Annotated in this window: 13 protein-coding genes; all 13 read right to left on the reverse strand. The window is 33.7% G+C overall.

The window, feature by feature from the left end; genetic code table 11:
• Positions 1 to 149: 149 nt before the first annotated feature.
• Entirely contained in the window at positions 150 to 2,225 is a 2,076-nt protein-coding gene (gene topA, locus ACOX6R_RS05135) for a type I DNA topoisomerase (protein ID WP_433447973.1), read from the reverse strand.
• 168 nt (positions 2,226 to 2,393) lie between these two features.
• Positions 2,394 to 3,476, reverse strand: coding sequence for a DNA-processing protein DprA (gene dprA / locus ACOX6R_RS05140; protein WP_433447948.1), 1,083 nt, complete (start codon positions 3,474 to 3,476; stop codon positions 2,394 to 2,396).
• Position 3,477: 1 nt separating this feature from the next.
• Positions 3,478 to 4,998 carry a YifB family Mg chelatase-like AAA ATPase gene (locus ACOX6R_RS05145; RefSeq protein WP_433447951.1) on the reverse strand — a complete coding sequence of 507 codons (1,521 nt, stop codon included), beginning with the start codon at positions 4,996 to 4,998 and terminating at the stop codon, positions 3,478 to 3,480.
• Between the two features lie 9 nt (positions 4,999 to 5,007).
• Positions 5,008 to 6,840 carry an ATP-binding protein gene (locus tag ACOX6R_RS05150; RefSeq protein WP_433447953.1) on the reverse strand — a complete coding sequence of 611 codons (1,833 nt, stop codon included), beginning with the start codon at positions 6,838 to 6,840 and terminating at the stop codon, positions 5,008 to 5,010.
• Between the two features lie 8 nt (positions 6,841 to 6,848).
• Entirely contained in the window at positions 6,849 to 7,787 is a 939-nt protein-coding gene (locus ACOX6R_RS05155) for a DNA double-strand break repair nuclease NurA (RefSeq protein ID WP_433447955.1), read from the reverse strand.
• Positions 7,784 to 8,575: a 16S rRNA (cytidine(1402)-2'-O)-methyltransferase gene (gene rsmI, locus ACOX6R_RS05160; RefSeq protein WP_433447957.1), complete on the reverse strand. Its 792-nt coding sequence runs from the start codon at positions 8,573 to 8,575 to the stop codon at positions 7,784 to 7,786. Before rsmI ends, ACOX6R_RS05155 begins: the two co-directional genes overlap by 4 nt.
• Positions 8,572 to 9,261 (reverse strand): tRNA1(Val) (adenine(37)-N6)-methyltransferase, encoded by a 690-nt coding sequence (locus ACOX6R_RS05165; RefSeq protein WP_433447959.1) that lies wholly within the window; start codon positions 9,259 to 9,261, stop codon positions 8,572 to 8,574. The genes rsmI and ACOX6R_RS05165 overlap by 4 nt, the downstream gene beginning before the upstream one ends.
• Positions 9,251 to 9,811, reverse strand: a complete 561-nt coding sequence (locus tag ACOX6R_RS05170) for a CapA family protein (protein ID WP_433447960.1) — start codon at positions 9,809 to 9,811, stop codon at positions 9,251 to 9,253. Before ACOX6R_RS05170 ends, ACOX6R_RS05165 begins: the two co-directional genes overlap by 11 nt.
• Complete coding sequence (locus ACOX6R_RS05175; RefSeq protein WP_433447962.1) at positions 9,763 to 10,422, reverse strand: CapA family protein; 660 nt, start codon at positions 10,420 to 10,422, stop codon at positions 9,763 to 9,765. Before ACOX6R_RS05175 ends, ACOX6R_RS05170 begins: the two co-directional genes overlap by 49 nt.
• A complete protein-coding gene (locus ACOX6R_RS05180) occupies positions 10,409 to 11,035 on the reverse strand; it encodes an epoxyqueuosine reductase QueH (protein ID WP_433447964.1) in 627 nt (208 codons plus the stop codon). Before ACOX6R_RS05180 ends, ACOX6R_RS05175 begins: the two co-directional genes overlap by 14 nt.
• 40 nt (positions 11,036 to 11,075) lie before the next feature.
• Positions 11,076 to 11,843, reverse strand: coding sequence for a prolipoprotein diacylglyceryl transferase (lgt, locus tag ACOX6R_RS05185; protein ID WP_433447966.1), 768 nt, complete (start codon positions 11,841 to 11,843; stop codon positions 11,076 to 11,078).
• Positions 11,843 to 12,499, reverse strand: coding sequence for a deoxyribose-phosphate aldolase (deoC, locus tag ACOX6R_RS05190; protein WP_433447968.1), 657 nt, complete (start codon positions 12,497 to 12,499; stop codon positions 11,843 to 11,845). Before deoC ends, lgt begins: the two co-directional genes overlap by 1 nt.
• Before the next feature lies 1 nt (position 12,500).
• Positions 12,501 to 13,226 carry a YebC/PmpR family DNA-binding transcriptional regulator gene (locus ACOX6R_RS05195; protein WP_433447971.1) on the reverse strand — a complete coding sequence of 242 codons (726 nt, stop codon included), beginning with the start codon at positions 13,224 to 13,226 and terminating at the stop codon, positions 12,501 to 12,503.
• Positions 13,227 to 13,341 lie beyond the last annotated feature (115 nt).

The raw sequence follows: 13,341 nt of genomic DNA on the forward strand, positions 1-13,341 counted from the left end.
CTCCATTAAATTATATTTTAAAATTTCATCATCTTCTAATGTTTCAAAAATAACTAGATTATCATCTTCAAAAACAGGAAGGATCATATTCTTTTTGCAAAAAGTTTCAGTTATCTTTGAAATTAAATCTTTAGAAATATTAGACATAATTATCTCCTGTAATCACAAGTATTGTTGCTGCATTTTATGACAGTTTTTTTGCCTGACTTAGTTTCAGTTAATATGCTTCCACATTTTGGACACTTTTCGTCAATTGGTTTGTTCCATGATACAAAGTCGCAGTCTGGGAAGTTATCACATCCATAAAATATCCTGCCCTTTTTGCTTCTCTTAACAACAATCTCGCCATCTTTACACTTAGGACATTTAACACCAATTTTTTCAACGAGCGGTTTTGTATTCCTACACTCTGGGAAACCAGGACATGCCAAGAATTTTCCGTAACGGCCCATTTTTATTACCATGTTTCTGCCACATTTTTCGCAGATTACATCAGTAACTGGATCTTCAATTTCAACTTTTTCTATATTTTCATAAGCTTTTTCCAAATCTTTTTCCAGTCCACCGTAAAAAGATCTGATGAGTTCCTTCCAATACTTTTCACCGTCGGCAATTTGGTCAAGCTCCGTTTCCATCTCTGCTGTAAACTTTTTGTCTACCAAGTCTTTGAAGTTTTCCTTCATAATGTCATTTACAGTTAGACCTAGTTCTGTTGGCACAAATCTTTTTTCTTCAAGCACCACATAATATCTACTCTTAAGCGTTGTAATTGTAGGCGCATAAGTTGAAGGTCTTCCTATTCCTAATTCTTCAAGCTCTTTAATTAGAGATGCTTCGTTGTACCTTGCTGGAGGATTTGTGAAGTGTTGCTCTTTTAAAATATCTTTAAATTTTAAAACTTGTCCCTCAGTTAAATCAGGAAGAGCTTTCTTAATCTCTTTAGCAAGCACATCTTCATAGACTTTTAAAAATCCTTCGAATTCAAGTTTTGAACCATTAATTCTAAATATTTGATCATTTGAATTTATATCAGCTGAAACTGTCTCATAAATTGCATCGGCCATTAGTGAGGCAACAAATCTTTTCCAAATTAGTGAGTATAATTTAAATTGATCTTTAGAAAGAGACTCATTAATTGAATAAGGCGTCTTGAAAACATCAGTCGGCCTGATACATTCGTGAGCGTCTTGAATTTTTTCATTTGGCTTGGATTTTTTGGAAATCTTTCCTTCCAAGAACTCTTTGCCATAATTATCTTCGATATATTTAAGTCCAGCATTTCTTGCGTCATCAGAAATTCTTGTGGAGTCAGTTCTCATATAAGTTATAAGACCAACAGATCCCTCTCCTGGAATCTCAACACCTTCATACAAACTCTGTGCAACCATCATAGTCTTTCTAGTTGGAAAATTAATTTTTCTGGATGCATCCTGTTGCATAGTTGAAGTTGTGTAAGGGTTTGAAGATTTTTTGGATCTCTTTCCCTTTTTTATTTTTTCTACATGAAAGTCATCTTTGTCGACAGAATTAATTACATCATCTGCATCTTTTTCATTTTTAAGTTCATTTTTTACTACCTTGCCATTTTCTTTAATGCCAAAATAATCAACCAAAACTTTCTTTCTTCCGCTTCTGAGGTCAGCCTGTATAGTCCAGTACTCTTCAGGGATAAAATTATTTATTTCCTCTTCCCTATCACAAATTAACTTCAAAACAACTGACTGAACCCTACCTGCAGAAAGTCCTGACTTTACTTTCTTCCAAAGTAGAGGTGAAATTTTATATCCAGCTAATCTATCAAGTTCACGCCTTGCTTGTTGTGCATCAACTAGATTCATATCAATAGATCTTGGGTTTTTGATTTCTCTTTTAACAGTGTCTTTAGTTATTTCATTAAATGTAACTCTATTTTTCCCCTCTGGATCTAAATCTAAAATATGAGCTAAGTGCCAAGAAATTGCTTCTCCCTCTCTATCGGGGTCGGTTGCGAGAATTATATTATCTGCTTTTTTTGCTTCTTTTTTTATTTCATTTATTAATTTTCCCTTGCCCCAAATATTCATATATTGTGGTTCAAAGTCGTTTTCAATATCAATACCTAGTTTCGATTTAGGCAAATCTCGTACGTGACCAACAGACGCAACTACCTTGTAGTTTCGACCTAACATTTTTTTAATTGTCTTTGCTTTTGTTGGTGACTCTACGATTACTAGATTTTTCGCCAAGATTAAACTCTCCCATCTATTCAAAATAATATTTACTCTTAATGTATTTTTATTCATTGTAACATAAATCAAATTTCTTCAATAATATAAATTTGAAAATTTCAAGAATTAAAACTATAGAGTATAGTAATATCATTTTTGATAACTGTCAAATAAAAAGAGACGATTTTAAAATAAAGTCTTAAATTCATTCATAGAAAAACGCTCAATTGCTCCCTTAAGTTCAAGCATCGTGAGAATTTTATTTATATAGATTATATCCTTATTAAGTTTTGCAGAAATATCATTGGCACTTCCCAGCCCATCTTTTAATAAATTAAAAACTACTAGCTCCTCTGCATCAAGGTCAATATCAAAATCTAAATTTGAATTACTTTTCATGTCTGGATATAAATCTAAAATGTCCTGAACTTCAATTAGTGGAATGGCACCGTCGCGAATTAATTTATTTGTACCAACAGAGTAAGTTGAATTAATATTCCCAGGCACACTTAAAATTTCTCTGCCCTGTTCAGCGGCAAGCCTTGCAGTTATTAGGCTTCCACTTTTATCTTTTGCCTCCACAACAACTACTGCATCAGAAAGCCCCGAAATTATTCTGTTTCTCATTGGAAATGTGTATGTATTGGCGTGAAGTCCCATGGGAAATTCACTAATAACTGCACCGTGAGAATTAATTATCTCATCATAAAGATTTCTATTTCTCTTTGGATAAACTACATCTACTCCCGAACCAAGAACTGCAACTGTATTTAGATTATTATAAAGAGCTCTCTTGTGCGCGAGTGAGTCAATTCCATAAGCCATTCCACTTACGATAGTAAAGTCATAACCTTTTAGTCCATCGATTAATCTATTTACAACATTTTCTCCATAACTTGTGTGCTTTCTTGCTCCGACAAAAGCTAGAGGATTTTTAAGTTTTAAATCGCCCTTAATATATAAAACTGAAGGAGGATCTTCGATGTAGCTAAGACTCTTTGGATAGTCATCATCTAGTATAGTTACAATTTTTATTTCTTTCGCGCGTGCTTCTTCTTTTACACTTTCTAAAATTTCATCAATCTTTGGGTGCATCTCATGCAACTTGTCATTTGACCTTTTAGAAAGAACCTCTTCCTCTACAAAGTCGACGGAATCAAAATTTTCAACTTCAATCTCATTATCGTGAAGAAAATTATAAACTTTTAGAGCATTTTCACTCAAAAAATTTAGAGAATTTAGAAAAATTAATAAATCTCTATCTTCCAAATCAATCACCCCAAAATTTATTGTCAGCAGAGCGGTACTGAATGCTTTCCAAAATATGATCTTCAGTTATATTGTCCTTGCCGTCTAAATCAGCAATTGTCCTTGCAGTTTTTAAAACTTTATTGTACGTCCTTGCAGACATTGCATATTTTTTAAAGGCAAACTCCAAAATCCTCTTGGAATTTTCATCTAAATTGCAATATTTCTTTAAATCTTTCTCTGGAATTTCGGAATTATATTTATAAGTCTTATCCTTAAATCTTTCTTTTTGAATTTCACGAACATTCTCTACTCTCTTCCTAATATCAGAAGAGCTTTCGCCACTTCTATCTGAAGATATTTCTTTATAATCAACCTCTTCAACTTCTAGGTGTATGTCAATCCTATCTAGTAGTGGATGAGAAATTTTAGATAAGTATCTAGAAATTTCATAAGGACTGCAAGTGCACTCATGATTCTTCGAATTATGATATCCACATGGACATGGGTTAAGTGCACATACCAGCTGGAAGTCTGCCGGATATTTTACATTTGCGTTTGCTCTTGATATGTTTATTTCCTTAGACTCCATTGGCTGACGCAAAACTTCAAGCACAGATTTTGAAAATTCTGGCAATTCATCCAAAAATAATATTCCGTTGTGAGCAAGTGAAATCTCGCCCGGCTTTGGAATTCTGCCGCCGCCAATTAATGAAACTGCCGATGCAGTGTGGTGAGGAGATCTAAAAGGTGGAACTGTTATTAAACTGTTATCCTCTAGCAGTCCTGAAATTGAATAAATTTTTGTTACTTCAATTGCCTCTTCAAAGTCAAGCGGTGGAAGTATTGTAGGAAGTCTTTTAGCTGCCATAGTCTTTCCAGATCCAGGTGAACCAATAATTAATATATTTGACTTTGCACAAGCTGCAATCTCCATTGCTCTTTTTAAGTTTTCTTGTCCCTTTATGTCTGAAAAATCAAGTTCATGCTTTACTTTTTCTCTAAAAAATTCTCCAACGGACCTTTCTATCTCAATGCTACCTTGTAAAAAAGAAACAACTTCTTCTAAAGATTTCACTGGATAAATTTCCACGTCGCTAATTATGGAACACTCTTTTCTATTTTCATAGGGCACGATGAATTTTCTAAATCCCTTCTCACGCATGGAGATAACCATTGGAAGTGCACCAGCTATTTTATTTACCTTGCCATCTAAAGAGAGCTCACCCAAATAAATATAAGAATTGTCTTCAAGCTTTAGTTCTTCGTCGAGACTTAAGATTGCCATTGCGATTGCAAGATCAAGCTGCGTCCCATCTTTTCTAAGATCTGCAGGCGCAAGGTTTATTGTGAGTTTTTTTCTTGGAAATGAATATCCACTATTTTTAATTGCAGAACGAACTCTCTCAATAGATTCCCTAACAGCTCCTTCTGCAAGTCCTATCAGTGTGACTTTTGGAAGTCCGTTTGCCATGTCAAGCTCTACTTGAACTTCGTGACCATTTAAACCAGTAAGGGCGCATGTCTTTGTGCACGTGTACATATTAACCTCCTATTTATTTATATACATCTCACCTAAAAAGTCTGTGTTTTTTTCAATATAATCTCTCTTTACAAGCTCTTCTAAAATGAGTTTAATCTCGTCATAACTGTAATTTGTATCCATCTTCTTATTTAGACTTAGAACTAAATCGTTTAGTCCAGTGATTCCTATAGGCAAGAAGTCCTTTATGTTCAAATATAAATCTGAATATTTTTTGTTATCAATCATCTCAAGTTCGTCAAAAGGATTTTCAGTGTGAGGCGATACGGTATTTGCAGCCCTAATTCTTACAAAGGATGTCCTGCCTTTTTTTGCAGATGAAATAAACACATCACCTGAGGATAAATATGGAAGTCTCTTTGTCTCGTCTGATGAGAGGTCAGTCTCTTCCTTAATCGTGTCAATATCTGATGCTCTTACAGTTCTAAAAATTAATTTAGTGTTTAACTGAGCTGTGATTGTCTCGTCCAAAAGAGTTGGTCTTTGCGTTGCCAAGATTAAAAATACTCCGTACTTCCTTCCTTCTTGTGAGATTTCTCTCAAAATACTTTTTGAAGGCGTGTCATATCCCTTTGGGGCAAAGTTGTGTGCCTCGTCTGTTATCAACACAAATGGTGGAAAATAATCTGAATTCTCTACATTTCTGTGAATATCGTCTCTATATTCCTTCCTCATGTAGTACAATTTTGAAATCAAATAAGTTGCAAAGACATTTATTATTCTAGTTGAGCCTTGGAGCACAACTAACTTTCTACTATTTAAAAGTTCTAAAATAATATCAATATTGTGTGAGAAAACTCCCTCGTGATATAAATTATTTAGTCTCCACAATACTCCCCTGACACTCATTGAATTGCAAGTTTTGTCGTATTGTTCATAGACTTTTAAAACCATCTCAAGTCTCTTTTTCTCAGTTGCATCGACACTCTCGTTAATTTCTTGCAAAATTCTATCTCTTGAACCCAGCTCTTGCCCTTCAAGTAGCATCTCTAGCTTATTTCTAAAGGAGTCCAAGTTTGAACCCTTATTCATCATGATGTCGATTACATTATTCATTGAGTCGGTTAGTTCAGATACAGCGTTTAGAAGATTCTTTAAATCTCTCTTCTCCAAATCTTGAAACTTAATTCCTGTGTGAACGCCAATTTCAAGACAAGTGAACTTATCTCTATAATCTTTTGTCGCAAAGTCCGCCCTATCTGTGAAATCCATTTCATAGTGAGGGTCAAGCACTATTGTTGGTACGCTCTTTTCCATTAATTCTTCCAATATAACGCGAAGTCCAAAGGACTTACCACTTCCTGAACCTCCAAACACTCCAATGTGTGGATACTGATGCATTGATCTGTAGTCAAATAAATATGGAAGCTCTCTTTGTTCTGACAAATTATTATTTTCTAGAGTGTACATCAAATTTTTATACTGTTCGTCCATATTCTCTGCAATATTATCAGTGTTTTTAATTGTGCCAAGAACAAGAGCCATGTCCGGTTCTGTATCAATTAAGATATCTTTTATTTCATAAAACTCAGGAGTTCTAACATCAATACCAGTTAGAGGTGGATACAAAAGCTCCTCAAAAAATCTAAGCTTTGCAACATAGACCGTCTCTTTATCAATATCATAGCCAAGTGCCTGCAAACTAGTTAAAACAGAGCTATCGATGAAGTCTCCACCCATATCAAGTGGGATAAATCTGTTAAAAGTTTTTGATTCCACAACTCCACCAATAATATCTCCTTGAACAGGATCTTCCACAATTAAAAATTCATTATTTCTAAAATTTTTGTCTTTAGATCCCACATAAACTTCTCTAGTTGTTGTTATTCCAAGTACCTTCATATTTCCTCCTAAAGTGTCCTCTTATCTCTTTCAGAAATAAAAAATCTTTCATAAATGTCTCTGTCCAAAAATTCTTCCAACAGCGTGTCGACAATTTCATCAGTTATTTTTACGTCTTTATCAACAATATCAAGCCATAGTGGCACTCCACGCGAATTTATTGGTGTAAGCGTATAAATTAAATTGCATATTTCTTCTAAGTGTTCCTGCTGCGTGTCCAATATATCAACGCCAATAGCTCCAGGGAAGTTTGATGTCCTCATAAATGCCGAAGAAAATCCATCTCCATTTTCTAGATATTTTTTATTAATCTCGTTATTTATTAAAACTGCTTCTCCAAGATTTAATCTATTAAATAATATTTCTCTATCGTATATGGTTTTATCAAGCCCCAAACTATTTGAAATCACATTTGTCTTTATGTCCTTAATTACTCCAAATAAAATTATATTTTTCTCTTCACAAAGTTCACGTAGCCTTTTAAATAAATCGAGACAGTTAATTTTATACCTTATAAATCCTCCGTCCATCATTAAATATTTTAAATCATACTCTTCAATATATTTAATTGCCGTTTCTATCTCTATACTTGCAAGCATTTTTTGGCTGAGATTTCCATCGTCTGTCACAGCAGAAAGAGTTGGAGTGTAGACAGAGCTTAAAAAAACTTCATTGCCATTAGTTGACTTTGCAAGTCCCTGAAAAATTTCTATAAAGTGAGGATATGCTCCTCCCGATTTATTGTTAGAACCGTCCACTCCGACGAGCGAATTGTAAGGAATTAATTCATCGCCTTCAAATTTTTTAAGTTTAGTCAAATTCCCAATTTCACTTTTAAGATGCTCTCTAAAAGTCTTTGAACTTATTTTAAAAACTGGATTGTATTTATTTTTAAGATCCAAGTTAACGTCATTAATCTGCTCTCTTAAATGTTCTAAATTTATCATAAGTTTAAGCTCTCCCTATAAACTTCGTTTTTTGGCAAATTATATTTTTTTGAAACTTCTTTTACAGCCTTTGATTTAGAATTTCCGCTCTTAATTTCTTCCTCAAGTAGAGCCTTTATGTCTAGATAAGTAACTTCGTTATTTCCCTCTACTACAACGACGAATTCGCCCTTTTCAGTAATGTCTAAATTTAAAACTTCTTCAGTATCACTTCTTATTGTCTCTTCAAAAACTTTTGTGATTTCACGAGATATAGAAATTTTTCTCTTTCCAAATACTTCGTATAAATCTTCCAAAAAGTTTTTTATCCTATGAGGTGCCTCATAAAAAATTAAAGTAAATTTAAAGTCCTTTAATTCTTCTAGCTCCTTTTTCCTTGCTGAAGATTTACTTTCGCAGAACCCATAAAATAAGAAGTGATCAGTATCAAGTCCTGATAGCACAAGTGCAGTTAAAGCTGCATTGGCACCAGGTAAAACGCGAAAGTCAATATTATTCTTTATAAGTTCTTTAACTAAAACGACTCCTGGATCACTTATTCCCGGCATCCCCGCATCACTTATAATTGCAATATTATCATCTGCCATTTTGATAATTTTTTCTGCCATGGCAGACTCGTTAAATTTGTGATAAGTGGAAAGCCTTGCATGAATATCATATTGGTTTAGTAATTTTATTGAGTTTCTGGTGTCTTCTGCAAATATTATGTCACATGATTTTAAAACTTCTATTGTTCTAAGAGTTATATCCCCCATGTTTCCAATAGGTGTTGGGCAAAAATAAATCATAATAAAACCTCGTTTTCGTAAACTTTTTTCATCTCATGAGAATACTCCCCATTACATCTTACGTAAAATTCTCTAAGAGTATTTCCGTAATTCGCCTGCTTCTTTGCAATTATAATAGAAGACTTTGAAGGCTTATACGCTTCGTTATGTATATTTACAATTGATTTTACTCGCATTGAATTCTCGTTAATTTTATAAATTGCCTCTGCAAGCCTGAATGTAGGATAAATCATCGTAAGTGTTCCAGAATTTTTAAGCAAATATTTTATAATGTCTAAAGCCTCATCAAGAGAAAAACCGTGTTTTGCAACAGTCGTATCAAATTTTATATTTTCATAATCGTAAAAAGGAGGATTCATTACAATGTTATCAAAATAATTTGTCTTAAAAATATTTTTAAGATTATAAATATCCTCGTTAATTATGTTTATTTTATCTTGAAGATTATTTTCTAGAACTGATCTTTTAAAGCATTCTAGTACTTTTTGATTCTTCTCTACAGAGTATACTTCTTTAAATCTCTCCTCCACACGAAGACTAATTATTCCCGTTCCAGAGCCCAAGTCCAAAACTCTTTTCCCATGACCAACAAATGAGGAGAGGATTAGTGAGTCTGTTGTGTATTTAAATTCATCTTCATCTTGATATATTAAATGATTTGTCCCGACTACTTTATCAAACTCCATCTTCTCCACCTTTTAAAACCTCATTTGCCATGTTTAGTTTATTTAAATAAAATTCTTTCGTCTTTGCATCTACAGTTTCAGCAAGCTTTCCGCCGTCCTTATAGTCCTCAAGCTTTACAATATTATAAATAAGTCTCCCACTGTCCCAATATCTATTTACATAAGTTGGAATTAACTTTATATCTTTAAGAGTAGTCTTATTGGTGTCGTTATTCTTTAAAATATTAAGCTTTACCATGCAGCCTGTTTCCACTCCCTCGTGGTGAACAAACTCCTGTCTTTGATTGGAAAGGGCATTTCCCATGGAATAAATTACAAATTTTCTTTCTCCATTTATTTCAAAGTCTTCGCTACTTTGAAGGACATGCGAGTGAGAACCTAAAATAACATCGGCCCCCGCTTCAAAAAGTTTATCCTTAAGCTCTCTTTGTCTGTCGTTTGGAAGGTGAGTGTACTCCACTCCCCAATGTGGATAGACTATTACAATGTCACTATTTTCTTTTATCCTCTTAACATCGTCCATGAAGTCGTATTTAAATGTGTTAACCATATACTCCTCCCACTTATGAGGGAGTCCATTCCATTTAGAGGGTCAGTAAAAGATATAAGTCCAACCTTAATTCCTTCTACATTTAAAATTTTACCATTAAAACCATTTCTATTGTTAGTTCCAAAGTAATTTATTCCATTTTCCTTCATCACATTAATGGTTTCGTTAATTCCATCGACTCCCGTATCGATACAGTGATTGTTTGCAGTAGAAAGTGCGTCAAAGCCTACATCTTTAAGGGATGCCACGCTCTCCTTTGGGAAATTAAAAAGTGGAAATCCACTGAGTGCTCCATTAGAATTAATCGAACCTTCGAAGTTTGCAATTGCAAGATCTGCTGATTTTATATCTTCGCTAATATTTGAAAAAATTGGCGTAAAGTCATACCCCGCATCATTCCTATAATTTTTTACAATTGGCTGGTGAAAGATCATATCTCCCATTCCGATAACTTCGATTTCTGTTATGTTTTCTATCTTCTCTTCATTTGTTTTAATATTATTTGAACTATCTTTATTTGCACCACTTGTGGAATACTGATTTATGCAGCCTGCGAGAGAAAGAGATATTAAAATTATAAAAATTAAGTTATAAATTTTACTTCTCTTCATCATATTCTAACCTTTCAGCCCTGCTAAATTCACATCCACAATAATCTTGTCTATACATTTTGTACTTAGTCGTAAGCTCCACTGACCTCTTAAAACCATTTTTCTTTTTAAAATCGGAGTATAGATAATTAATTTTATATTTATCTCCTAAAAATTTTCCCATTCTATTTAAAATTTGTGAGTCCTTGTGGGGAGAAATAGAAAGAGTAGTCGTAAAATAATCAAAATTATTTTCTTTGGCATATATTGCAGAGTGCTCGAGCCTTTGCATATAGCATTTAAAGCATCTCGCTCCTCCTTCTTTATACTTTTCAAAGCCTTCCACATTTTCTAAAAACTCATTGTGGTCGTAATCTTTTACAATTACATTTATGTTTTGAATGCCCATGTCTTTTAGAAGTTCTACTTGCTCCTCACTTCTTCTAATATATTCATCTTCGCTATCTATATTTGGGTTGTAATAATAAATCGTAATGTCAAAAAATTCGCAGAGTCTTTCTAAAACTGCTGAAGAACAAGGCCCACAACATGAATGTAGAAGAAGTTTTGGTCTATTTGTCCCAATATTTTTAATTATCTTTTCCATCTCTAAATTGTAATTAATCTTATTCATTTCACACCTAAAAATCAAGACTAGCAACAGCTAGCCTTTATCAATTCTTATTATAATTACTTTTGTATCTCTTGTGATATTTTATATAAATAAATAGTCCGGCAATAAATATGCCAATGCTCACAAGTTGAGACACTCTAAATGTTCCAATATAAAGTGAGTCTGTCCTCATTCCCTCGATGAAAAATCTTGCAAATCCATAAACCATGAAGTAAACAGAAGTAAGCTGTCCTTCAAATTTTTGTTTCTTATATAAATAGAAATACAAAAACAAGAAGAGAACGAAATTTACAAAAGATTCATAGAAAAATGTTGGGTGAACTCTCTGTCCATCGACTAAAATTGCCCAAGGTACATCTGTCACATCTCCGTGAGCCTCACCATTTATAAAGTTGCCCCATCTTCCAATAGATTGTGCTAGGGCAAGTCCCGGTGCAATACAGTCTGACATTGTAAGAAAGTTTATGTTTTTAACTTTACAAAATACTGCAAGAGCAATTAGCCCTGCTAAGATTCCTCCATAAATTGCAAGTCCGCCATTTCGAATTGCAAAAACTTCGTTTAAATGCTTACTGTAATAGTCCCACTCAAAGGCAACATAATAGAGCCTTGCCCCCAACACTCCAAATAGTAATAGAGCTATCGAAGCATCAGTTGCAACAGTTTCATATAGACCATTAATATAGTTTTTTCTTTTTGCCATCTTTTCTGTGGTATAGATTGCTAGCATGGCGCCAATTGCTATCAGTATTCCATACCAATGAACTTCAACGCCAAAAATAGAAAAAGCTATGGGGTTAATGTACATCAACCTAAAATCTCCTTCATGATAGAAACGCCAGCAGATACGCCAAGTCTGTCAGCTCCAGATTCCACCATTAACTTTGCTTTTTCTAAATCACGAATTCCACCGCTTGCTTTTACTTTAACTTTATCTGATACAGACTCTTTCATAAGTTTTACATCTCCTGCATCTGCTCCAGCAGTTGAAAATCCTGTTGAAGTTTTTACAAAATCAGCACCTGCCTCTTCAGAAAGTTCGCAAGCTTTTTTTATTTCTTCTTTAGTTAGTAGACAGTTTTCTAAAATAACTTTTAAAAGTTTGCCATTTTCGTGACACACTTTTGCAACTTCTTTAATTTCGTCAAGAACTTCATCATACTTTCCTGATTTCATAAGTCCAATGTTTAAAACCATGTCGATTTCATCTGCACCGTTTTTAATTGCATTTTCAGTTTCAAATACTTTTGTCTCACAAGTATTTGAACCAAGAGGAAATCCAATTACTGTACAAACTTTAACTCTGCTGTCTTTAAGTTCTTCTGCGCACTTTTTAACCCAAACTGGGTTTACACATACAGAAAAAAATTCATATTCCTTTGCCTCTGCAATTAATTTTTCAATATCTTTTTCTGTTGATTCAGGTTTTAAAAGTGTGTGGTCAATAATTCTATTCATTTCCATATTAATCCCTCTCCCATGAAGTGAATACATCTTGAACATCGTCGTTATCTTCAAGAGCATCAATTAATTTTTCCATGTTTGTAATATCTTCTTCATCAGTAAGTTCAACTGTTGTTTGTGGTAAATATGTTATATCTGACTCAACAAAAGAAAAACCATCCTTTTCAAATGCTTCTCTTACGCTGTGGTATTCATCAGGAGATGTTATAATTTCAAATCCTTCTCCCATGTCCACTACATCTTCTGCACCGTATTCAAGAGCTTGTAGAGTAAATTCATCTTCGTCAAGTCCGTCTTTTAAAACTCCAAGTACTCCCTTTTGGTCAAACATAAATGACACGCAACCAGGTTGTCCCAAGTTTCCGCTATATTTATCGAATAAGTGTCTTATCTCAGGTGCAGTTCTATTTCTATTATCAGTTAAACAACTAACCATTACTGCAACTCCATTTGGACCATAACCTTCGTAAACAACTTCTTCAAAGTTATCTGCTCCATCTGCTCCGCTACCTTTTTTAATTGCTCTTTCAATATTGTCGTTTGGCATGTTCTCAGCCTTGGCTTTATCGATTGCAACTTTTAATGAAGCATTATAATCTGGATCGCTTCCACCTTCTTTTGCAGCAACTGTTATTTGTCTTGCAAGCTTAGTGAAAATTTTGCCCCTCTTAGCATCTTCTTTTCCCTTTTTATTCTTAATATTATTCCATTTTGAATGGCCTGACATCTTATCACCTTTCTGTATATAAATTTTTAATTTTTTAAATAATAATCCTTTATATAGTATATAACGACTGTTTTTAGCAGTCAATTAAAATAAATTTTAGAAATAATAAGCGATA

This window comes from Peptoniphilus sp. (assembly GCF_050943655.1).
GTDB lineage: Bacteria > Bacillota > Clostridia > Tissierellales > Peptoniphilaceae > Peptoniphilus_A.

Bases quoted from the DNA above. Each gene is read 5' to 3' on its own strand.
- ACOX6R_RS05145 (WP_433447951.1), bottom strand. From the start codon at position 4,998: ATGTACACGTGCACAAAGACATGCGCCCTTACTGGTTTAAATGGTCAC.
- ACOX6R_RS05150 (WP_433447953.1), bottom strand. From the start codon at position 6,840: ATGAAGGTACTTGGAATAACAACAACTAGAGAAGTTTATGTGGGATCT.
- ACOX6R_RS05155 (WP_433447955.1), bottom strand. From the start codon at position 7,787: ATGATAAATTTAGAACATTTAAGAGAGCAGATTAATGACGTTAACTTG.
- rsmI (WP_433447957.1), bottom strand. From the start codon at position 8,575: ATGATTTATTTTTGCCCAACACCTATTGGAAACATGGGGGATATAACT.
- ACOX6R_RS05165 (WP_433447959.1), bottom strand. From the start codon at position 9,261: ATGGAGTTTGATAAAGTAGTCGGGACAAATCATTTAATATATCAAGAT.
- ACOX6R_RS05170 (WP_433447960.1), bottom strand. From the start codon at position 9,811: ATGGTTAACACATTTAAATACGACTTCATGGACGATGTTAAGAGGATA.
- ACOX6R_RS05175 (WP_433447962.1), bottom strand. From the start codon at position 10,422: ATGAAGAGAAGTAAAATTTATAACTTAATTTTTATAATTTTAATATCT.
- ACOX6R_RS05180 (WP_433447964.1), bottom strand. From the start codon at position 11,035: ATGAATAAGATTAATTACAATTTAGAGATGGAAAAGATAATTAAAAAT.
- lgt (WP_433447966.1), bottom strand. From the start codon at position 11,843: ATGTACATTAACCCCATAGCTTTTTCTATTTTTGGCGTTGAAGTTCAT.
- deoC (WP_433447968.1), bottom strand. From the start codon at position 12,499: ATGGAAATGAATAGAATTATTGACCACACACTTTTAAAACCTGAATCA.
- ACOX6R_RS05195 (WP_433447971.1), bottom strand. From the start codon at position 13,226: ATGTCAGGCCATTCAAAATGGAATAATATTAAGAATAAAAAGGGAAAA.